The 19,574-nt window shown below is 73.5% G+C and carries 19 protein-coding genes; 10 read left to right on the top strand and 9 right to left on the bottom strand.

Annotation, left to right across the window (positions count from 1 at the left end; all coding sequences use genetic code 11):
* Window positions 1–75: 75 nt before the first annotated feature.
* Entirely contained in the window at window positions 76–312 is a 237-nt protein-coding gene (locus ACFOWE_RS09015) for a DUF4287 domain-containing protein (RefSeq protein WP_377286731.1), read from the top strand.
* Between the two features lie 73 nt (window positions 313–385).
* Window positions 386–796 (top strand): PPOX class F420-dependent oxidoreductase, encoded by a 411-nt coding sequence (locus tag ACFOWE_RS09010; RefSeq protein ID WP_377286730.1) that lies wholly within the window; start codon window positions 386–388, stop codon window positions 794–796.
* A gap of 30 nt (window positions 797–826) precedes the next feature.
* Here the strand turns inward: ACFOWE_RS09010 and ACFOWE_RS09005 are convergent, their stop codons facing one another.
* The 3 genes from ACFOWE_RS09005 to ACFOWE_RS08995 all read right to left on the bottom strand — a co-directional run bounded on the left by ACFOWE_RS09005 (window position 827) and on the right by ACFOWE_RS08995 (window position 4,668).
* Window positions 827–2,047 carry an acetyl-CoA C-acetyltransferase gene (locus tag ACFOWE_RS09005; RefSeq protein ID WP_377286729.1) on the bottom strand — a complete coding sequence of 407 codons (1,221 nt, stop codon included), beginning with the start codon at window positions 2,045–2,047 and terminating at the stop codon, window positions 827–829.
* A 244-nt stretch (window positions 2,048–2,291) separates the two neighbouring features.
* A complete protein-coding gene (locus ACFOWE_RS09000; RefSeq protein ID WP_377286727.1) occupies window positions 2,292–3,608 on the bottom strand; it encodes an outer membrane protein assembly factor BamB family protein in 1,317 nt (438 codons plus the stop codon).
* Window positions 3,609–3,693: 85 nt separating this feature from the next.
* The gene (locus tag ACFOWE_RS08995) at window positions 3,694–4,668 is read right to left on the bottom strand and encodes an SGNH/GDSL hydrolase family protein (protein WP_377286726.1); all 975 of its coding nucleotides are present in this window, start codon (window positions 4,666–4,668) and stop codon (window positions 3,694–3,696) included.
* Between the two features lie 267 nt (window positions 4,669–4,935).
* On the opposite strand from ACFOWE_RS08995, the gene ACFOWE_RS08990 reads away from it, so the two are divergent.
* Entirely contained in the window at window positions 4,936–6,303 is a 1,368-nt protein-coding gene (locus ACFOWE_RS08990; RefSeq protein WP_377286725.1) for a cystathionine beta-synthase, read from the top strand.
* On the opposite strand, the gene ACFOWE_RS08985 is transcribed toward ACFOWE_RS08990, so the two are convergent.
* Window positions 6,296–7,441, bottom strand: a complete 1,146-nt coding sequence (locus ACFOWE_RS08985; protein WP_377286723.1) for a sensor histidine kinase — start codon at window positions 7,439–7,441, stop codon at window positions 6,296–6,298. The two genes, ACFOWE_RS08990 and ACFOWE_RS08985, sit on opposite strands and share 8 nt — an antisense overlap.
* Before the next feature lie 138 nt (window positions 7,442–7,579).
* On the opposite strand from ACFOWE_RS08985, the gene ACFOWE_RS08980 reads away from it, so the two are divergent.
* Both ACFOWE_RS08980 and ACFOWE_RS08975 read left to right on the top strand, forming a co-directional pair.
* The gene (locus tag ACFOWE_RS08980) at window positions 7,580–7,879 is read left to right on the top strand and encodes a hypothetical protein (protein WP_377286722.1); all 300 of its coding nucleotides are present in this window, start codon (window positions 7,580–7,582) and stop codon (window positions 7,877–7,879) included.
* A 49-nt stretch (window positions 7,880–7,928) separates the two neighbouring features.
* Window positions 7,929–9,068 carry a cystathionine gamma-synthase gene (locus ACFOWE_RS08975; RefSeq protein WP_377286721.1) on the top strand — a complete coding sequence of 380 codons (1,140 nt, stop codon included), beginning with the start codon at window positions 7,929–7,931 and terminating at the stop codon, window positions 9,066–9,068.
* Window positions 9,069–9,144: 76 nt separating this feature from the next.
* Here ACFOWE_RS08975 and ACFOWE_RS08970 read toward each other — a convergent pair whose 3' ends face one another.
* Window positions 9,145–9,567 (bottom strand): hypothetical protein, encoded by a 423-nt coding sequence (locus ACFOWE_RS08970; RefSeq protein WP_377286720.1) that lies wholly within the window; start codon window positions 9,565–9,567, stop codon window positions 9,145–9,147.
* Between the two features lie 10 nt (window positions 9,568–9,577).
* Complete coding sequence (locus tag ACFOWE_RS08965; protein WP_377286719.1) at window positions 9,578–10,132, bottom strand: hypothetical protein; 555 nt, start codon at window positions 10,130–10,132, stop codon at window positions 9,578–9,580.
* A gap of 156 nt (window positions 10,133–10,288) precedes the next feature.
* Between ACFOWE_RS08965 and ACFOWE_RS08960 the strand changes: the two genes are divergently transcribed.
* Window positions 10,289–10,711: a DUF6292 family protein gene (locus ACFOWE_RS08960; protein ID WP_377286718.1), complete on the top strand. Its 423-nt coding sequence runs from the start codon at window positions 10,289–10,291 to the stop codon at window positions 10,709–10,711.
* Window positions 10,712–10,753: 42 nt separating this feature from the next.
* Here ACFOWE_RS08960 and ACFOWE_RS08955 read toward each other — a convergent pair whose 3' ends face one another.
* On the bottom strand, window positions 10,754–12,739 hold the full coding sequence (locus ACFOWE_RS08955) for a vWA domain-containing protein (RefSeq protein WP_377286717.1): 1,986 nt from the start codon (window positions 12,737–12,739) through the stop codon (window positions 10,754–10,756).
* A 17-nt stretch (window positions 12,740–12,756) separates the two neighbouring features.
* Window positions 12,757–14,154, bottom strand: coding sequence for a sigma 54-interacting transcriptional regulator (locus tag ACFOWE_RS08950; protein WP_377286716.1), 1,398 nt, complete (start codon window positions 14,152–14,154; stop codon window positions 12,757–12,759).
* Between the two features lie 198 nt (window positions 14,155–14,352).
* Here ACFOWE_RS08950 and ACFOWE_RS08945 point away from each other — a divergent pair, with 198 nt between their 5' ends.
* A complete protein-coding gene (locus ACFOWE_RS08945; RefSeq protein ID WP_377286715.1) occupies window positions 14,353–15,525 on the top strand; it encodes an FIST signal transduction protein in 1,173 nt (390 codons plus the stop codon).
* 126 nt (window positions 15,526–15,651) lie between these two features.
* On the top strand, window positions 15,652–16,677 hold the full coding sequence (locus ACFOWE_RS08940) for an ROK family protein (RefSeq protein WP_377286713.1): 1,026 nt from the start codon (window positions 15,652–15,654) through the stop codon (window positions 16,675–16,677).
* Between the two features lie 124 nt (window positions 16,678–16,801).
* On the opposite strand, the gene ACFOWE_RS08935 is transcribed toward ACFOWE_RS08940, so the two are convergent.
* Window positions 16,802–17,692 (bottom strand): LysR family transcriptional regulator, encoded by an 891-nt coding sequence (locus ACFOWE_RS08935; protein ID WP_377286711.1) that lies wholly within the window; start codon window positions 17,690–17,692, stop codon window positions 16,802–16,804.
* 70 nt (window positions 17,693–17,762) lie between these two features.
* Between ACFOWE_RS08935 and ACFOWE_RS08930 the strand changes: the two genes are divergently transcribed.
* Together ACFOWE_RS08930 and ACFOWE_RS08925 are read left to right on the top strand one after the other, a co-directional pair.
* Entirely contained in the window at window positions 17,763–18,668 is a 906-nt protein-coding gene (locus ACFOWE_RS08930; protein ID WP_377286709.1) for an NAD-dependent epimerase/dehydratase family protein, read from the top strand.
* Window position 18,669: 1 nt separating this feature from the next.
* Complete coding sequence (locus tag ACFOWE_RS08925) at window positions 18,670–19,554, top strand: aldo/keto reductase (RefSeq protein WP_377286708.1); 885 nt, start codon at window positions 18,670–18,672, stop codon at window positions 19,552–19,554.
* The last annotated feature ends 20 nt before the right edge of the window (window positions 19,555–19,574 follow it).

The following is a 19,574-nucleotide window of genomic DNA, read 5'->3' as shown; positions in this document are numbered from 1 at the left end:
GTGCAAGAGAAGACTCCCCCAGGTCTTGTAATCACGGGTGTCGTGAGGCACTGTCAAGCAAAGGAGGCCTTACCCGTGGAGGAATCCATGCCGCTGAACCACTCGATGGACACGCATCACAAACTGATCGCCAGAGTCCCGGACATCACGGGGCGCGCGCTCCCCGAGTGGTTCAAAGCTCTCGACAACGGCCCGTCCTTCCTTCGCTGCGACGAGCGCGCCAACTGGCTCGCCGCCGAGCACGGGATGACTCACGGCTACGCCGCCGCCATCGTGCACGAGCACGAGCGGCACCGCCGCCACCACCTGTAAACCATCGGTCCCCGCCCGAGGACTCCGCCGCCGACGGTGGTGGAGTCCTCCCATGTGCGGGGATGATGGGTGCATGGATCTTGACAAGGCGCGCGAGTTCATCCGGGACAACCACCGGGCCGTCATGCTGACCAGGCACGCCGACGGCCGGCCACAGATGTCCCCGGTCACCGTGGGACTCGACGTCCGGGGGCGCCCCGTGATCAGCACGCGGGAGACCGCGGCGAAGGTCCGCAACCTCCGCAGGGACCCCCGGGTCGCGCTCTGCGTGATGACGGACGCCTTCTACGGCGAGTGGATCCAGATCGAGGGCACGGCCGAGATCGTCTCGCTGCCGGAGGCGATGGACCTCCTCGTGGCCTACTACCGGGACCTCTCCGGTGAGCACCCCGACTGGGACGACTACCGGGCGGCCATGGAGAGGGACCGGCGGGTGATCGTGAGGATCGACCTCACCCGCGCCGGTCCCGACGTCCACGGCTGACCGCCCCCGCACGGGAGACGGGCGCGGAACCTAGCTGAGACGCTCCAGGACCATGGCCATGCCCTGGCCGCCGCCCACGCACATGGTCTCCAGGCCGATGGACTTGTCGTGGAAGCGGAGGCTGTTGATGAGCGTGGAGGTGATCCGGGCGCCGGTCATGCCGAACGGGTGGCCCACCGCGATGGCGCCGCCGTTCACGTTGAGCCGGTCGATGTCGATGCCCAGTTCCTTGTAGGAGGGGATGACCTGGGCGGCGAAGGCCTCGTTGATCTCCACGAGGTCCACGTCGTCGATGGACATGCCCGCCCGGGCCAGGGCCTGCCTGCTGGCCTCGATCGGGCCCAGGCCCATGATCTCGGGGGACAGGCCGCTCACGCCGGTGGAGACGACCCGGGCGAGCGGGGTGATGCCCAGTTCCGCGGCCTTGGTGTCGCTCATCACGATCACGGCGGCGGCGCCGTCGTTCAGCGGGCAGCAGTTGCCCGCGGTGACGGTGCCGTCGGGACGGAAGACCGGCTTGAGTCCCGAAACCGCCTCGTAGGTGGTGCCGGGGCGCGGGCCGTCGTCCTTGCTGACCACGGTGCCGTCGGGGAGGGTCACCGGGGTGATGTCCTTCTCCCAGAAGCCGTTGGCCAGGGCCTTCTCGGCGAGGTTCTGGGAGCGCACGCCGAACTCGTCCTGCTCCTGGCGCGAGACGCCCTTGAGCGCGGCCACGTTCTCCGCGGTCTGGCCCATCGCGATGTAGATGTCGGGCAGCAGGCCGTCCTCGCGGGGGTCGCGCCAGACCGGGGCGCCGCCCTCGGAGGACTTGACCGTGCGGGCCGTGGCCTCGTCGAACGCCGGGTTCTGCGTGCCGGTCACCCCGTCGGCGCTGCCCTTGACGAGGCGGGAGACGCACTCCACGCCCGCCGAGATGAAGATGTCGCCCTCGCCCGCCTTGATCGCGTGCATGGCCATCCGGGTGGTCTGCAGAGAGGACGAGCAGTAGCGGTTGACGGTGGTGCCGGGCACGCCGTCCAGTCCGAGCAGAGTGGAGACCACCTTGGCGATGTTGTACCCCTGCTCGCCGCCGGGCTGGCCGCAGCCCAGCATCAGGTCGTCGACGGTGTTCGGGTCGAGCTGGGGGACCTTGTCCAGCGCGGCCTTGATGATCTGCGCGGTCAGGTCGTCGGGACGGATGTCCTTGAGCGAACCCTTGAAGGCGCGTCCGATGGGCGAGCGCGCGGTTGCGACGATGACTGCCTCGGGCATGTGGCTCTCCTGTGCTCAGGCGACGCTGCGCGTCGCGGCTCGGGGCCGGCGCGTCCTTCCCCGGAGCGCCCCTCGCGCTCCGGGAGGCCGGACGCGGGCCCCTCGCCGTCTACTAATCGCTCCTTGAGCGGAGGTTACCGCGCGGTAGTCCGGAGGCCATTACCCGGGGTGGCAAGAAACAGAACTTTGTTACGGAATGCCAAGCGGGCCCGCCGTCCGGAGGGACCCGGGCACAGCCATCCGGTTAGCCGTACATGCCGGGGGCGGTGGCGGTGGCGTCCTGTACGGCGTGCAGGCCGCCCTTCTCGTCCCGCCAGACCCGCCAGCCGTTCTGGCTGCCGGTGAACCATCCGGGAGGGGCGCCGGCGTCGGCCGTCCGCTTCCCGGTGGCCAGGTCGAACTCGCACAGCGAGGCCACCGAGTAGAACCCGGGGCTCTGCCCCTTCAGCGCCAGGGGCTTGGGGTCGGTCACGCAGAAGGACCAGCCGCGCTCCTCGTCGATCTCGGCCGGCCGGCCGGTGGCCAGGTCGAAGGCGGTCCCCCGCTTGTCGTGCCGGAGGAAGCCGATCTTGTCCATCCGCGGCGGGAAGGCCAGCCACCAGCCCGCACCCGGGACGTCGGTGGCGGGGATCTGGCCGAGGACCCGGCCGCTCTCCGGGTCCAGCCGGGCGAATCCGCCGTACTGGCCCTGCTGGTCGACCGGGCGGACCACCGGGGCGAACCCCGGGTTGCCGCTGGGGTAGACGCGCACGACCGAGGGGCGGATCCAGTTGATGGAACCGTCGGAGAGCTTCACGGAGAAGAGCCCGAAGGCGGAGACCTTCTTGGTCCGGGGGTTGGTGTAGGGGGCGACGTAGCCGACGAGGTTCTCGGCCGTCGCGCCGAACGACCAGCCGCCGGACATGTTGACGCCCGAGCCGAGCGCCTGCTCGACGGGCTGCTGCCAGACGACCTTCCCGGTGCGCAGGTCGTAGGCCTCCAGGAGGGGGTTGCGGGCCAGGCGCAGGAAGACCACCCGGGAGGCGTTGGACCACTCGACCTCGGCGATGCCGGGCAGCCGCCACAGCACCCTCCCGGTGGCCGGGTCGAGCACGACGACCCGGGCCGTGGCGAGGGCGGTGTTCTCCGCCACGCACACGAACATCCCGCACTTCTGCGGTCCGAAGGTCGAGTGGGCCGGGCGGCTCCACTTCGTGGTGCCGGTCCGCGCGTCCCGGCCGACGATCATCGCCTTCCATCGCCGCCTCGTGGACGGGTCGACGGTGACGGCGACGGTCTGGTTCTTCCCGGTCTCGATGATCGCCGGTGCGGGGACGCCCATCCCGGGCAGCCGGCCGGCCATGGTCGCGGGGGCGGCCCAGAGCTGCTTGCCCGAGTCGAGGTCGAGGGCCACCGTCTCCAGCGTCCCGTCGCCCTTCAGCGACGTCGTCGTGGCCACGCCGCCGGCGATGGCGGTGCGGCTGACCGCGTTCACCGCGGTGTTGTGCCAGGTGGGATAGGACGGAGCGGCCGCTTCGCTGCCGGAGCAGCCGGCCAGGGCCAGGGCTCCGGCGAGGACCATGGCTGATTTCGCGTGAGGCCGGATCACGGACATCCACTCCAAAGGGGGCGAGGCGTGACGGCATCGCTGCGGAGGGTGACCGTGCTCAGGCGTCGTCGGGCAGCGCCCCGGGCCGCCGGCGGAGCAGTGTCACCCACCGCCCGTGGGGACCCGTGGCTCGGCCGGCGACGCGGGTCGCGGACACCTCGGCGCCGGGCTCCTCCGCGGCCTTAGCCGCCGCAAGGTAAACCGACTGACCGCGCACGGGCTGCGGCTCGGGCCACAGCTCCAACGCAGTGCAAACAGACGGTAGCACCGCGTAAGCGACTTGGGCGTAGCCTCGGCGAGATGGATGGTAACGGTCGGGTCCGAACATTTCGTGGGGGTTTGTCTCGAATTCTTCTCCCAGGAGGTCGGCGAAGGCCACCGTCCGGCCACCCGCCTCGATGACCGCGACGGTCTGCGCGGCGGCGAGCTGGCGGCTCCAGCGCCGGGTCACCCAGCGCAGCGGCTGCGGGAGCGGCCGGACCGTGCCGAGGTCCGGGCAGGTGCCCACGACCACCTGGGCCCCCGCCTCGCGCAGCCGCCGCACGGCCTTCTGCAGATGCCGCACGGCCTGCGCCGGGAACGTCTGGGTGGTGATGTCGTTGGCGCCGATGAAGACGACCGCGACCTCCGGCCGGGCCTCGAGCGCCCTGTCCACCTGCTCGGCGAGGTCGACGGAGGCCGCCCCCGACACGCCCGCCACGGTGAGCCGCACCGGGCGCTCGGCGACCGCGGCCAGGCCGCACGCGATCAGCACGCCGGGGGTGTCGGCCGGGTCGGTCATGCCCAGGCCCACGGAGGTGGAGTCGCCCAGCATGGCCATCCGGACCGGCTCGCCGCCGAACGCGCCGTAGACGCCGTCCGAGGGCGGTCCCTCCATGCCGTGCGGGCGGCCGACGATCTTGCGGGCCAGCATGCCCTCGGCGAACAGGATCCCGTAGGTCGCCGCGCCGAGCAGGGTCAGCCCGCCTCCCCCCACGGCCGCGGCGGCCGCGATGCGCCGTGCGGCCCGTGCCGCTCCGGGTGTCCAGCTCACGCACCCTCCTCCTTCGGCCGCGTGAGCGGTGCCGCGGTGCCCACGGCTCGCTCGCTCACGCGCCCTCCCTACCCCGTCCGGCGGGACGCCCCCGGTCCCGCACGGCCGGCGGCGTCCGGTGACTCCGTCGTACCCGTCGTGACACGGTGCGTCGTGACGCGACGGTAGCGTTTGAGGGAGACCGACCGGGTCCCGGCCACCCCCTGGGATCTCGGTACCCGACAGAGCAAGCTGACAAAGCTTCGGCATTTCGAGGTGATCAACGCGATGCGCGTACATGACTCGCTTGTGGAGCTGATGGGCGACACCCCGCTCGTCAGGCTGCACAAGGTGACGGCGGGCCTGCCGGCCCAGGTGCTCGCCAAGGTCGAGTACTTCAACCCCGGCGGCTCGGTGAAGGACCGCATCGCGGTGCGCATGATCGACGCCGCCGAGAAATCGGGCGAGCTGCGGCCCGGCGGCACGATCGTGGAGCCGACCTCGGGCAACACCGGCGTCGGCCTGGCGATCGTGGCTCAGCAGCGCGGCTACAAGTGCCTGTTCGTGGTGCCGGACAAGGTCGCCCAGGACAAGATCGCGGTGCTGCGGGCCTACGGCGCGGAGGTCGTCGTCTGCCCGACCGCCGTCGCACCCGACCACCCCGACTCCTACTACTCGGTCTCCGACCGGCTGGCCCGGGACATCCCCGGCGCCTGGAAGCCCGACCAGTACTCCAACCCCAACAACCCCGACAGCCACTACCACTCCACCGGCCCGGAGATCTGGGAGCAGACCGAGGGACGGATCACCCACTTCGTCGCGGGCGTCGGCACGGGCGGCACCATCAGCGGCACCGGCCGCTACCTCAAGGAGGTCTCCGGCGGCCGGGTGAAGATCATCGGAGCCGACCCCGAGGGGTCCGTCTACTCCGGCGGCACCGGCCGGCCGTACCTGGTGGAGGGCGTGGGCGAGGACATCTGGCCCGCCACCTACGACACCACGATCTGCGACGAGATCATCGCGGTCTCCGACAAGGACTCCTTCGGCATGACCCGCCGCCTGGCCCGGGAGGAGGCCCTGCTGGTGGGCGGCTCCTGCGGCATGGCCGCCGTCGCGGCGCTGCGCGTGGCCGCCACGGCCGGGCCGGACGACGTGGTCGTGGTGCTGCTGCCCGACGGCGGCCGCGGCTACCTGTCGAAGATCTTCAACGACGAGTGGATGGCCGACTACGGCTTCCTCACCACCTCCTCCGAGGAGGGCCTGGTCAGGGACGTGCTGAGCCGCAAGGGCGGCAGCCTGCCGGAGTTCGTGCACACGCACCCGCACGAGTCGGTGGACACCGCCATCTCCATCATGCGGGAGTACGGCGTCTCGCAGCTCCCCGTGATGAAGGAGGAGCCCCCGGTCATGGCCGCCGAGGTGGTCGGCTCGATCGTGGAGCGCGACCTGCTGGACGCCCTCTACCGGGGACGGGTGCGCCCGCAGGATCCGCTGGCGGGCCACATGTCCCCGCCGCTCCCCATGATCGGCGCCGGCGAGCCGGTCTCCCATGCGGTCGACGCGCTGGAGAAGGCCGACGCCGCGGTGGTCCTCGACGACGGCAAGCCCGTCGGCCTGCTCACCCGCCAGGACCTGCTGGCCTTCCTGGTCAACTGACCGCGAACTCCACGAACACCTCCCAGGCCCCCTCGGGGGTGGGGCCGGCGTACAGGCGGCCGCCGAGCGCCTCGACGCGCTCGGCCATGCCGACCAGGCCGAAACCGCCGCCGAGGCGGGAGAGCTTGGAGTCGGAGGCCGAGCCGTAGTTGCGCACGCGGAGCCGTACGGCACCGTCCACGAGCCGCAGGTCGGCCTCCACCCAGCCGGTGCCGGGCGCGTGGCGGCGCACGTTGGTGAGCGACTCCTGGAGCACGCGGTGGAGGGTGGTCATCACCTCCGGCGGCAGGGTCTCGTCGGTGACGCCCTCGCCGATCTCGAACGCCACCTGGGGCCCGTGGGCCGAGAACCGCTCCACGAGCAGGCGCATGTCGGCCAGGCGGGTCCCGGGGGAGCGGGCGGCCTCGTCCGCCCGCAGCACGCCGACCAGGCGGCGCATCGAGGTCAGCGCGTCGGCCCCGGCGCCCGCGATCGCGTCGAGCGCGGGGGCCACCGCCTCCGGCTTGGCCTCGGCGACGACCTTGGCCGCCTGGGCCTGGACCACGATCCCGGTGATGTGGTGGGCGACCAGGTCGTGCAGCTCCCGGGCCAGCTCCAGGCGCTCGGCCCGCCGTACGGCGTGCACGGCCTCGCGGCGGCGCTCCATCTGGAAGCGGAGGTAGGCGCCGACGCCGGCGGCCGTGGACCAGGCGACGAAGAGCATGAAACCGACGACCAGGGAGCCCTCGGTCTCTCCCACCCGGCCGGCGGAGGCCTCCAGCACGAGCATCGACGTCACCGCGAAGAGCGCCGCGTTCCTGACCGGCTCGATCCAGCGCAGCGCGCCGATGGTGAGGATGAGCAGGGCCCCCGTCTCGGCGAAGCCGGGCGTGAGGTCGCAGCCCGGAACGGCCCCGGCGACGAAGGTGACCGCGAACGACAGCCCCATCAGGACAGCGAGAGGGCGGACGCGGTTCCTGCGCCGCCGCCACACGGCGTAGACCCCGTAGGCCCCGGCCAGGGGGACCAGGAACTGCGCCGGCTCCGAGAGGCTCACCGTCACCGCGACGTCCAGCAGGAGCAGCAGCCCCAGCCAGCAGAACATGGCGATCTCACTGAGCCGCCTGATCCAGTAAACGACGCGATGCGTGTCCCCCACGGCCGTTGAGCCTAATCCCCATGGCCGACCCGACATATCGGTCGTTCGGCTGAGACGTGCCCACGAGGACCGGCCCTTCAGCGGAGGCGCGGGCCCCGGCCCCGGACGGATGCTTGAAGCGTCGAAGGGGAGAGGGAAATGACCATCATCGGGATCGTGCTGCTGGCCGCAGGACTCGTCGTCGCGGTGACCCTGGTGCTCGCCGACCCGGTTCTGCTGTCCCGGATCAACGGGGAGCACGCCGAAGGGCTGAGCGGTCGTCACATCCAGGCGCCGCCGGTCACCGCCGGAGTGGCTCCGGCCACGGCGGAGGCGGTGCCGGTCACCGCCGGGACCGGACCGGTCGCGGGGGAGGAAGCGGCCGGCGGGGCGGCGCGCGTCGCGGCCATGGTGCCGCTCCAGCGCCGGCCGGGCGACCACGAGCCGCAGGCCGCGTAGGGAACGTCGCGGGCCGGGGGCGGTACGCGGGCGGAGTAGCGTGTGCCGTATGAGTGAAGGATTCGAGACCCTGGCCATCCACGCCGGTCAGGAGGCCGACCCCCAGACCGGGGCCGTCGTGCCGCCCATCTACGCGGTGTCCACCTACAAGCAGGACGGCGTGGGGGGACTGCGCTCCGGATACGAGTACAGCAGGTCGGCCAACCCGACCAGGACCGCGCTGGAGGAGGCCGTCGCCGCCGTCGAGGGCGGCGCCCGCGGTCTGGCCTTCGCCTCCGGGCTGGCGGCCGAGGACACCCTGCTCCGCGCGGTCTGCAAGCCCGGTGACCACGTCATCATCCCGAACGACGCCTACGGCGGCACCTACCGGCTCTTCGCCAAGGTCCACGAGGCATGGGGGCTGCACTACGACCCGGTGCCGCTCGGCGACCTGGCCGCGGTGGCGGCCGCCATCACGCAGAAGACCAGGATCATCTGGGTGGAGACGCCCACCAACCCGCTGCTGACCGTGGCCGACATCGCCGCCCTGGCCCAGCTCGCGCACGACTGCGGCGCGCTGCTCGTGGTGGACAACACCTTCGCCTCGCCGTACCTGCAGCAGCCGCTGGCGCTGGGCGCGGACGTCGTGGTGCACTCCACCACCAAGTACGTCGGCGGCCACTCCGACGTGGTCGGCGGCGCGCTCGTCGCCCGGGACGCCGAACTGGGCGAGCGGCTCGCCTACCACCAGAACGCGATGGGCGCGGTGGCCGGGCCGTTCGACGCGTGGCTGACGCTGCGCGGTCTCAAGACGCTCGCGGTGCGCATGGACCGCCACTGCGACAACGCCGAGCGGGTGGTGGACCTGCTGCTGGCGCACCCGCGGGTGACCTCGGTGCTCTACCCGGGCCTGCCCGAGCACCCCGGCCACGAGGTGGCGGCCAAGCAGATGAAGCGCTTCGGCGGCATGGTCTCCTTCCGGGTCGCCGGAGGGGAGGCCGAGGCGGTCGAGGTCTGCAACCGGGCCAAGCTGTTCACCCTCGGGGAGTCCCTGGGCGGGGTGGAGTCGCTCATCGAGCACCCCGGCCGGATGACCCACGCCTCCGCCGCGGGCTCGCCGCTGGAGGTCCCGGGTGACCTGGTCCGCCTCTCGGTCGGCATCGAGACGATCGACGACCTGCTGGCCGACCTCTCCCAGGCGCTCGGCTAGGCGCCGGCTCCCGGCCGGGCGGCGGCGCGCCGGTGGAGGCGCCGCCCGGCCGCTCCGGGCCGGTGACCGGTCCGGGTCACGGGTTGCCCCAGACCATCAGCACGAGGACGACCATCCAGAGCACGGTGATCAGCCCGGAGAGGGTGGCGATCCGGCCGGTCTGCACCTTGGCGTCGTCCTGCGGGTCCTCACTGGTCAGGGCCCGCAGGGCGGCGCGCTGGTCCCGCTCCACGACGGCCAGGAGCACGGCGGCGACGATGAAGAGCGTCATGGAGACCGTCAGGTACGGCCTGCCGAGGTACTCCAGGCCGACCAGCACGCCGAACAGGAAGACGCCGACGGAGGCGATGGCGTAGATGCGCGTCGTCTTGTGCAGGTAGCGCAGGACGTCGACGTTCCGGGCACGGATGAACCGGGGCGTGGACATGGTCACCGCGACGACCGGTCCCAGGGTGAAGATCGCGAAACCGATGTGCAGCCAGAGCAGCAGATCTGTCATACGCCCGACCTTAGCCTCCGGCGATCTCGTCCGGGCGCGGCTCCGGCGCCGGGCGCGACCTGGGCGTGGCGTCCTCGCGTGAGGGCTCGTCCTCGCGCGCAGGCCCCTCCTCGGGCGAAGAGGCGGTCTCGTGCGGGAGGCCGGTCCCGGCCGGCAGGCCTTCCCCGTGCGGAGGAGCGCCCTGGCGCGGGAGCCCGTCCCCGGGCGGGGGACCGTCCTCCCGCACGAGACCGGCCTCCCGCATGAGGTGGCGGTGGCAGAGCGGGCAGGCGTCCTGCGGGCGCCCGGCGCGGCACCTGTCGTGGTCCACCCGCACGCCGAGCAGCCGCCGGGTGCCCGCCGTCGCCGTCCCGGACGCGCGATCGGTGATCGAGGTGCGCCCGTCCTCGATGCGGACGCTGATCGCGACGACGGCGAGGACGGTGAGGACGACGGCGAGAAAGAGCCCGCAGACTACCGCGACCACGATCCACATGCGCTCCTCCGGGGAAGACGACCCCAGCCTTTCCCGGATGCCGCCGCGTTTCAAGTCGCCGGGCGCGTCCTTCCCGCTCCGGAGGGTCACGGCGAATCATCCTGTTTCGCCCTGAGCACACCGGAGCAGTGAGTAGGATCACTGTCCGGGTCCGTTCCCGAGCGAGGGGTCTCCGGTGTAGAAGCCGGGGCCGTGCCGGGCGGGCATGGACGAGATCGTGCATGAAGGCACAAAGGAGTGCCAGCTGTGGCTGTGAAACATGTCGAGCCGTACACCGAGGAATGGCGGCACCAGCCCGTCTTCTATCTGCGTCAGGTCGTGGAGGCGCTGGACGCGCAGGTCGAGACCTGGTGGGAGGGGCCGTGCGACCCCCGGGCCGGGACCATCCGCCTGATCGGCGGGGACGCGCTGGTGTGGGACGAGGAGAGCGGCTGGCGATGGGGCCGGTTCGTCTCCGGCGGCCCGGACCGCTGCACCACCCTGGCGGGTCACCGCTATCTCGGCGGCGGCCTGCTGCTCCGTCCCGGGCGGGTGCCCGACGCCGTCGCCGAGGCCCGCGCGGGAGTGGGCAACAGTACGGCCTGGCGTCCGTGCTACCGCTCCTACCGCCACTACCGCGACGGCTTCGACCTCGCCCTGGACCACTACGCCGCCCTCAGCGGCGCCTGATCCGGCCTCGGGTCCGCCTCCGGCGGCGGAGCGGTCCGCGGGTCAGCGCCGGCGGCGGGTGCGCAGGAAGTCGCTGACGACGTACTCGCCGAGCCGGTCGGCGCTGGGGGAGAAGACCCGGCCGCCGTTGCGGCGGGCGACCTCGTCCACGAACTCCTTCAGGCGCTCGTCCTCGGCGAGCATGAACACGTTGAGCGTGGCCCGGCGCCGCGTCATCTTGTCCACCTCGGCGAGCGTCAGCTCCAGCGTCTCGCGGGTGGGCGGCCACTCGAAGGCGTAGGTGCCGTTCCGGCGCAGGTGCGAGGTGGGCTCGCCGTCGGTGACGACGAGCACGACCGGCTCGAAGTCGGGGTGGCGGTCCAGGTGGCGGCCCGCGATCAGCAGGGCGTGGTGCAGGTTCGTGCCCTGGACCATGTCCCACTCCAGCCCGGCGAGCTCGTCCGGCTGCAGGATCCTGGCGTAGTTGGAGAAGCCGATGATCTGCACCGAGTCCTGGGGGAACTTGGCGGCGACCAGCGCCTGCAGGGCCAGCGCGGTCTGCTTGGCCGCCGCCCACGTGCCGCGCAGCGCCATCGAGTAGGACAGGTCCACCAGCAGGCACACCGCCGCCGCGGTGCGCCGCTCGGTCTCGGCCACCTCGAAGTCGTCCACCGAGAGGGTCACGGCGCCCGGCCGGCCCGCGCCGCGTCCTCCGGCGTGTCCCGCGGGGCGGATCCCGCCCCGCCGTACGCCGTTGACGACCGTGCGGACCACGTCGATGGGCTGCTCGTTGCCGAACCGCCAGGGGCGGGTGGAGCCGGTGAGCTCCCCGGCCGCGCCCGCGTCGGTCTGGTCGTGGTCGCCGCGGCGGCCGGAGTCGAGGGAGGCGAAGACACGGCGGAGCGCGGTCTCGCCGAGACGGCGGACGGCCTTGGGGGTGAGCTCCAGCCTGCCGCGCCGGCGCTGCAGGTAGCCCTGCCGCTCGAGCTCGCGCTCGATCCGCCGGAGCGCCTCCAGGTCGTCGACGGCCGAACGGCCGAGCGCACGCCGGACCGCCCCCTCGTCGATGTCGTCCAGCCGGGCGCCCGGATAGTCCTGGCGGAGCGAGGCCTCCAGCTGGGTCAGGTCGGCGAGCTCGTCCAGCGCGGTCACCGCGTCGGCCATGCCCATCGGGGTGTCACCGGTGAGCCGCTCGGGGGTGTTCCAGGCGAGGTCGGGGCGGCGGGACCGGAGGGACTCGCCCAGGCGGCGCATCTGCTCGGCCAGCCCGGCGTCCTCCAGCGCCTGGCTGACGAGGTTCGCCAGCTCCTCCCGCTGGGCGGGGGTGAGCGAGGCCAGCAGGCGCGCCGTCGCGGCGGCCCGGCGGGCGAGGGTGTCGACCAGTTCCTCCAGGTTCCGCGGCGACTCGGGGAACATGTCCCCGTACTCCGCCATGAACCGGTCGAAGTCCTCCTGGGTGTGCTCGCCGCGCGCGTCCCGGTCGAGCATGCCGTTCAGGTCGCCCATCATCCGGCGGACCCGCTCCAGCGCGGCCGGGTCCGGGTCGGCGAGCGCCTGCCGCATGCCGCGGAACTGGCTGTCGAGCACCTCCCGGCGGAGCAGGTCGCGCAGCTCGTCGAAGGTCCGCCGGGCCGCCGCCGACCGCCAGTCATAGGGGCTCAGCGACTGGATCGCACCCGCCGGGTCGTCCGGCACCCCGTCCAGCAGCGACTCGCGGAAGCGGGCGTCGTCGGAGGGGTCGGGGAACAGCTCCGCCCGCTCCTGCCCGATCGCCTTGTCCAGCAGCGCCCGGGCCCGCTCCAGCGTGCCGTCCAGCCGGCCGCGCTCGCGCAGCTCGCGGCGGCGGCGCCGTACCTCGCGGAGCAGGTCGTCCAGGCCGCGGCGGTCCTCCGCCCCGGGCAGGCCCTGCCGGAGCAGGTCGCGCAGGGCGTGGCCGGGGTTGGACCCGGACAGGATCGCGTCGCCCATCCGGTCGAGCGCGGCACGCACGTCGTACGGCGGGGCGAGCGGGTCGGGCCCGTCCCGGTACTCGCCGTAGCGGTAGCTCATCGCCTGTCCCCCTAGGTCTAGGTGCGGTAGACCGTGGCGCCGTCCACCTCGTCCTTGGACAGCCGGCGCAGCAGGTAGAGCCCCTCCAGGGTGAACTCCAGCGCCGCCGCGGCGTGCCCGGGCGACTCGTCGCCGATGCCCAGCCGGGACATGATCCTGGCCAGGCCGTCCACCGGGCCGATCCGGCGCAGCAGCTCGGCGGCGGGCACCAGCGGGCCGGACTCGACCTGGGCCCCCTCGGAGAAGCGGTTCAGCAGCGCGGACAGGTCCGCGCCGCCGAGCGTGCCGCGGAACGTCTCGGCGACGGCCCGGCGGAGCAGGTGCGCGAGGACCTCGGTCTCCCGGCCCTCCTCGCTGACCTCGAACTCCACCTTGCCCCGCAGGGTGTGCACGATGCCCGGCAGGTCGGCCACCCGGGCCACCGCGTGCTCCTCGCCGGTCAGCGCGGCCCGCCGCAGCGCGGAGGCGGCGGCGGTCTCGGCCGCGGCGATGGAGAAGCGGGCCGAGACCCCGGAGCGCGAGTCCACCGCGGTGGACTCGCGGACCAGCCTGGTGAAGCGGGCGATCACCTCGACCAGGTGGTCGGGGAGGTCGGCCCCCACGTGGTCGAGCGCGGCCTCCTGGCGGATGAGCTCCAGCTCGGTCTCGACCGCCAGCGGGTAGTGGGTGCGGATCTCGGCGCCGAAGCGGTCCTTCAGCGGGGTGATGATCCGGCCGCGGTTGGTGTAGTCCTCGGGGTTGGCGCTGGCGATCAGCAGGATGTCCAGCGGGAGACGCAGGCTGTATCCCCGAACCTGGATGTCGCGCTCCTCCAGCACGTTGAGCAGCGAGACCTGGATGCGCTCGGCCAGGTCGGGCAGCTCGTTGACGGAGAAGACGCCCCGGTTGCTCCGCGGGACCAGGCCGTAGTGCACGGTCTCCGGGTCGCCGAGCGTGCGCCCTTCGGCGATCTTGATGGGGTCGACGTCGCCGATGAGGTCGCCGACGGAGGTGTCGGGAGTGGCGAGCTTCTCGCCGTAGCGCTCGTCGCGGTGCCGCCAGGAGACCGGCAGCTCCTCGCCGGCGGACCCGGCCAGGCGGCGGCAGCGCACACAGGAGGGCGCGTAGGGGTGGTCGTTGATCTCGCAGCCCTCCACGACCGGGGTCCACTCGTCGAGCAGGCCGGTGACGGTGCGGATGAGCCGGGTCTTGCCCTGGCCGCGCTCGCCGAGCAGGACCAGGTCGTGTCCGGCGAGCAGGGCGCGCTCCAGCTGGGGCAGGACCGTGTCGTCGAATCCCACGATGCCGGGGAAGCGCGGCTGCCCGGACCGGAGGCGGGTCAGGAGGTTCTCGCGGATCTCGGCCTTCACCGTGCGGTGGACGTGGCCGCTCGCGCGCAGCTCGCGCAGCGTACGTGGCTCTGGAATGGCAGGCACGGGATCGAGACTACGTCTCCTGAGCCGAAACCGGCAGTCTCGTCACCGTCCGCGGCCTCGTCGCGTCCGGGCCTCATTGCCTGCCGCCTACGGGCGTGCCTGCCCTTTCAGTGGGGAGAATCGCACAAAGGAGGCCTCGGACGGTCCGGAAAGACTTCGGGCGCCGCAGGCTCCGGACAAGAGAGGGAGGCGAGACGAGTGGCTCTGCTGACAAGCCGCTTCGCCGACGGTCTCGCCGTGGGCTCCGATCTGGTCGCGGCGGCGGAGTCCGCGGTGAACCAGGCCCTGCGCGGGCTGGACAAGCCGCCGGACCTGGTCTGTTTCTTCGTCTGCGGTGACGACCCCGACGACGTCTCCCGTGCGGGCATGCGCGCGATGAGCATGGCCTCGGGCGCCGCGGTGATCGGCTGCAGCGCCACCGGGGTGATCGGTGGCGGGCAGGGGGTGGAGCTCACGCCGGCGGTGAGCGCCTGGGCCGCCACCCTCGACGGGGTCCGCCTGACGACCTTCGCCCTGGACAGCCTGCGCACCGAGGAGCAGTTCGTCGTCGTCGGCCTGCCCGAGCCCGCCCCCGACGACCAGGTGGCCATCCTGCTGGCCGACCCCTACAGCTTCCCGGCCGACGGCTTCGTCGAGCGCTCGGGGGAGGTGCTCGGGGGCCTCCCGCTGATCGGCGGCCTGGCCAACGCGCTGCAGGGCCGGGGCGCGGTGCGCCTGTTCGCCGACGGGAAGGTCTACACCGAGGGCGCCGTCGGCGTGCTCATCGGCGGCGCGCTCAACATCAGCACCGTGGTCAGCCAGGGGTGCCGGCCGATCGGCCCCTCCATGACCGTCACCGGGGTGGAGGACAACCTCCTGCTGGAGCTGGCCGGGCAGCCCGCCCTGGCCAGGCTGGAGGAGATCGTCAGCGCGCTGGACGAGGACGACCGCGAGCTGGTCGCCTCCGGGCTGCAGATCGGCATCGTCATCGACGAGTACGCCGAGCGGCACGAGCGGGGCGACTTCCTGATCCGGGGGGTGCTCGGCATCGATCCCGACCGGGAGGCCGTGGCCATCGGGGACATCGTGGAGATCGGCCGTACCGTCCGCTTCCAGGTGCGCGACGCGGCCACCGCCGACGAGGACCTCTACGAGCTGCTCGACTCGCACCGGGAGGAGTTCGGCCGGGTGGAGGGCGCGCTGCTGTTCGCCTGCAACGGCCGGGGCTCGGCCATGTTCGGCAGCGCCGACCACGACACGGCGGCGGTCAACGACATCCTGGGGCCCGGAGGGGTAGCGGGGTTCTTCGCGGCCGGCGAGATCGGGCCGGTGGGGGACCAGAACCACGTGCACGCCTTCACCGCCAGTCTGCTGGTCTTCTCCTCGCGCTAGCGTGGTCCTCCCCCCGCGCCGCCGGCGGTGCCCCCGCCGGCCGCGGCCCCGGGGCCCGGGCCCGGCACGCCGGCCTCCTCTCGGGCCTCCTCCCGCCGGCCGCCGCGCCGGCCGTATGATCGCGCAGTGTCCGATTCCGTGCTTGCCGTCGACATCGGCGGGACGAAGTTCGCCGCCGCGCTGGTCGGTCCGGACGGGGACGTCCGGACGGCCCGGAGGGTCGCGACGCCGCCCGGCGGCGACGCGCACACCCTGTGGAAGGCCCTCGACGGGCTGATCTCCTCCGTGGTGGGCGAGACCTCGCCCACCGGCGTGGGCATCGGCTGCGGCGGCCCGATGACCTGGCCCGACGGCGCCGTCTCACCGCTGAACATGCCGGGCTGGCGGGCCTTCCCGCTCCGGGAGCGGCTGGCCGCCCGCTTCCCCGGCGTCCCGGTCCGCATCCACAACGACGCCGTCTGCGTGGCCGCCGCCGAGCACTGGCGGGGCGCCGGCGCCGGCAGCGCCAACATGCTCGGCATGGTCGTGTCCACCGGGGTGGGCGGCGGGCTGATCCTCGGCGGGCGGCTGATCGACGGCGGCACCGGCAACGCCGGGCACATCGGGCACGTCGTGGTCGATCCGGACGGGCCCGCCTGCGGGTGCGGCGGGCGCGGCTGCCTGGAGGCCGTCGCCCGCGGGCCCGGCCTGGCGGCCTGGGCGGTGGAGCAGGGCTGGGTCCCCGGCAGGGCCTGCGGGACCGCCTCGGGAGCCCCGCACGGTACGGCGGAGCGCTCCGGCGGCGCCCGCGGGCGTGAGGCCGCGGCCTATGTGGAGGCCACGGCGGCCACCGGCAGGCAGCTGGCGCTCGACGCCGCCGCCGGGGACGGGATCGCCCTGGCGGCCATGCGCCGGGCCGGGAGGGCGGTGGGGCTCGCGGTCGCCTCCGCCGCGCACCTGTGCGACCTCGACGTCGTCACCATCGGCGGCGGCCTGTCCCAGGCGGGCCCGCTGCTGTTCGAACCGCTGGAGGAGGCGCTGCGGGCGCACGTCCGGCTGGAGTTCGCCCGCCGGGTCCGGGTCGTGCCCGCGGCCCTCGGCCAGGACGCCGGCCTCGTCGGCGCCGCCGCCCTGATCCTGGCCGCCGACCGCTACTGGTCGCCGGGGAGTTGAGCGGGGGCCGTACGCGGTCCCTCCGGCCCGGACCGCCCCGCCGGGTGCACTCCGCCGGACGCCCCGTCGGTCATGCCCCGCCGGGTGCGGGCCGCCGGTCACGCCCCGCCGGGCCCGGGCCGCGTCAGACCGGTGACACCGGTGACAGGGCCGCCACCAGCGCGTCGACGTGGGGCTGGGGGCGCCGCCGCACGGCGGTGACCGTCCCGACGTACCGGGTCGGCCGGGGCGGCCGGACGGGGACGTGCAGGGCGGACGGGTCCAGGCAGATCCGGGGGACGAGCGAGACGCCGACGCCCGCGGCGACCAGCGCCTGGGCGAAGAAGTAGTCGGTGGTGCTGCCGGAGACCCGCAGCTCGAAGCCGGCGCGGGCGGCGTGGCGGCGCAGGAACGCCTCGGTCTTCAGACATCCCAGCACCCACCGCTCGCCGGAGAGCTCGGCCAGGTCGACCGCGTCGCGGCCGGCGAGGCGGTGCCCGGGCGGCAGGACGACCGACATGACGTCCTCCAGCAGCGGCGTCCACACCAGGGCGGACCGGTCGGCGGGGCCGGTGGGGAGCGGCCCGTCGAAGTGGTAGGCGAGCGCCAGGTCGGCCTGCCCCCGCCGGACCATCGGCACGCTCTCCTCGGGCTCCCGCTCCACCACGTCGACCTCCACACCGGGCCACTCGGTGACGAACCGGGTCAGCGCCGCGGGCAGGAGGTGCCGGCCGCCGCTGGTGAACGTGGCGATCGTCAGCTTCGTACGGCCGGCCGCCAGCCGCCCGATCTGCTCCCGGGCGCGGTCGAGTTCGGCCAGGACGGCCTCGGCGGTCTCCACCAGCAGACGGCCCGGTTCGGTCAGCGTGACACCGCGGGTGCTGCGTTCCACCACCGTGGTTCCGACGGTGCGCTCCAGGGCGGCGATCTGCTGCGAGACGGCCGAGGGGGTGAACCGCAGCGCGGCCGCGGCCGCGCTGAAACTGCCGTGCCGGGCCACCTCGCGCAGCACCCGCAGGCGTTGAACGTCGATCATTAGCTCTCCTGGAAGCCGGTTAAGGAGAACACCACTTCTGCTGAAGACCATAGAGGGGCAACCTGGGCGTGTGAGAAACGTGTGCGTCATCGGGGGCAGCCGCTACTTCGGCAGGCATCTGGTCGAGTCGTTCCGCGCGGCCGGAGACCGCGTCACCGTCGTCAACCGGGGCACGACGGTCCCGCCGCGCGGGGTCGGTCACCTCGTCGCCGACCGCGACGACGAGGCCGCCCTCCGCGCGGCCCTGGGCGGGCGGACCTTCGACGTGGTGGTCGACCAGGTCTGCTACCGGCCGGAACAGGCCGCCGTCGCACGGCGCGTCTTCGCCGGCCGTACCGGGCGCTATGTCATGACCTCGACCATCGAGGTGTACGACCCGGCCACCTCGGACCTGCTGGCCGCCGCCGGGCCGGGCGGCGCCGGGGAGGGCTCCGTGGACCCCGCCGCCTGGCCCGTCCGGCGGCTCCCCGACGGGGACGAGGCCGCCGCCTACGCCGAGGGCAAACGGCAGGCCGAGGCGGTCTTCGCGCGGGAGCCCGCCTTCCCGTACGTCAGCGTGCGGAGCGCGCACGTGCTCGGCGGAGGCTCCCGGGACTTCACCGGACGGCTGGCGCACCACGTCAGGCGCATCGCGGCGGGCGAACCGGTCGTGATCCACGACGATCCGCGCCCGACCTCGTTCGTCGGCCACCGGGAGATCGCCGAGCTGCTGTACTGGGCGGCGGGCGCGGCGTTCACCGGGCCGGTCAACGCCTGCTCCCACGGCGAGCTGAGCGTCACCGGCCTGGGCGCGCTCATCGCGGAGCAGGTGGGCCGGGAACCGGTCTACCGGACGGCCGGCGGCGGGCCGGCCTCCCCGTTCTCCCTCGACCGGTACTACGCCATGGACAACGGCCGGGCCGCCCGGCTGGGGTTCGCCTTCTCCGCGGTGGCCGACTGGCTGCCGCGTGCCGTCACCGAAGCACTGGAGGCATGACATGCGGACCCGCCGGATCGGACAGGCCCGGGTCGGCGCGATCGGCCTGGGCGCCATGCCGCTGTCCATCGAGGGCCGCCCGGACGAGGCCCGGGCCGTCGCCACGATCCACGCCGCGCTCGACGCCGGGGTGACCCTCGTCGACACCGCCGACTCCTACCACTGGCACGCCGGGGAGGCGGGCCACAACGAGGAACTGATCGCGCGGGCGCTGCGCGCCCGCGGCTCCGCGGCCGCCGGAGTCCTGGTCGCCACCAAGGGCGGGCGCGGCCGCCCGGGTGACGGCTCGTGGACGGTGGACGGATCCCCCGGCCGTCTCAAGCGCGCCTGCGAGGACTCCCTCCGGCGGCTCGGCGTGGACGCGATCGGCCTGTACCAGCTGCACAAGCCGGACCCCGCGGTGCCGTGGGCGGAGTCGGTCGGGGCGCTGCGCGAGCTGCTCGACGCGGGGAGGATCCGGATGGCCGGGCTGTCGAACGTCACCGCGGAGCAGATCCGGCAGGCGCGTGAGATCCTCGGCGACCGGCTCGTCTCGGTGCAGAACCGCTTCTCGCCCGCGGTCCGCGACAGCACTCCGGAGCTGCGGCTCTGCGAGGAACTGGGCATCGCCTTCCTGCCGTGGAGCCCGCTGGGCGGCGTCTCCCGCAGCGCCCTGGACGGCCCCTCCCGGCTGGAGGCCGCCACCGCCTTCCACGCGGTGGCGGCCGAGCGCGGGGTGAGCCCCCAGCGGGTCGCGCTCGCCTGGCTGCTCTCCCTGTCACCGGTGGTCGTGCCGATCCCCGGCGCGAGCCGCCCGGAGACGATCCGCGACTCCGCCGCGGCGGCGGACCTCGTCCTCACCGCCGAGGAGCTGGCCCGCCTCGGAGCTCCGCTCCCTCCGGGCTGAGGGTGGAGCGGCCGCCCCGG

Source organism: Planomonospora corallina (assembly GCF_042650625.1).
Taxonomy (GTDB): domain Bacteria; phylum Actinomycetota; class Actinomycetes; order Streptosporangiales; family Streptosporangiaceae; genus Planomonospora_B; species Planomonospora_B corallina.
The sequence above is the reverse complement of the archived record's forward strand: the minus strand, read 5'-3'. Positions and strand labels throughout refer to the sequence as shown.

Coding starts and splice junctions, on each gene's coding strand:
- ACFOWE_RS08935 (WP_377286711.1), bottom strand. CDS start 17,692: ATGATCGACGTTCAACGCCTGCGGGTGCTGCGCGAGGTGGCCCGGCAC.
- ACFOWE_RS08925 (WP_377286708.1), top strand. CDS start 18,670: ATGCGGACCCGCCGGATCGGACAGGCCCGGGTCGGCGCGATCGGCCTG.
- ACFOWE_RS08975 (WP_377286721.1), top strand. CDS start 7,929: ATGAGTGAAGGATTCGAGACCCTGGCCATCCACGCCGGTCAGGAGGCC.
- ACFOWE_RS08970 (WP_377286720.1), bottom strand. CDS start 9,567: ATGACAGATCTGCTGCTCTGGCTGCACATCGGTTTCGCGATCTTCACC.
- ACFOWE_RS08955 (WP_377286717.1), bottom strand. CDS start 12,739: ATGAGCTACCGCTACGGCGAGTACCGGGACGGGCCCGACCCGCTCGCC.
- ACFOWE_RS09010 (WP_377286730.1), top strand. CDS start 386: ATGGATCTTGACAAGGCGCGCGAGTTCATCCGGGACAACCACCGGGCC.
- ACFOWE_RS08990 (WP_377286725.1), top strand. CDS start 4,936: ATGCGCGTACATGACTCGCTTGTGGAGCTGATGGGCGACACCCCGCTC.
- ACFOWE_RS09000 (WP_377286727.1), bottom strand. CDS start 3,608: ATGGTCCTCGCCGGAGCCCTGGCCCTGGCCGGCTGCTCCGGCAGCGAA.
- ACFOWE_RS08980 (WP_377286722.1), top strand. CDS start 7,580: ATGACCATCATCGGGATCGTGCTGCTGGCCGCAGGACTCGTCGTCGCG.
- ACFOWE_RS09005 (WP_377286729.1), bottom strand. CDS start 2,047: ATGCCCGAGGCAGTCATCGTCGCAACCGCGCGCTCGCCCATCGGACGC.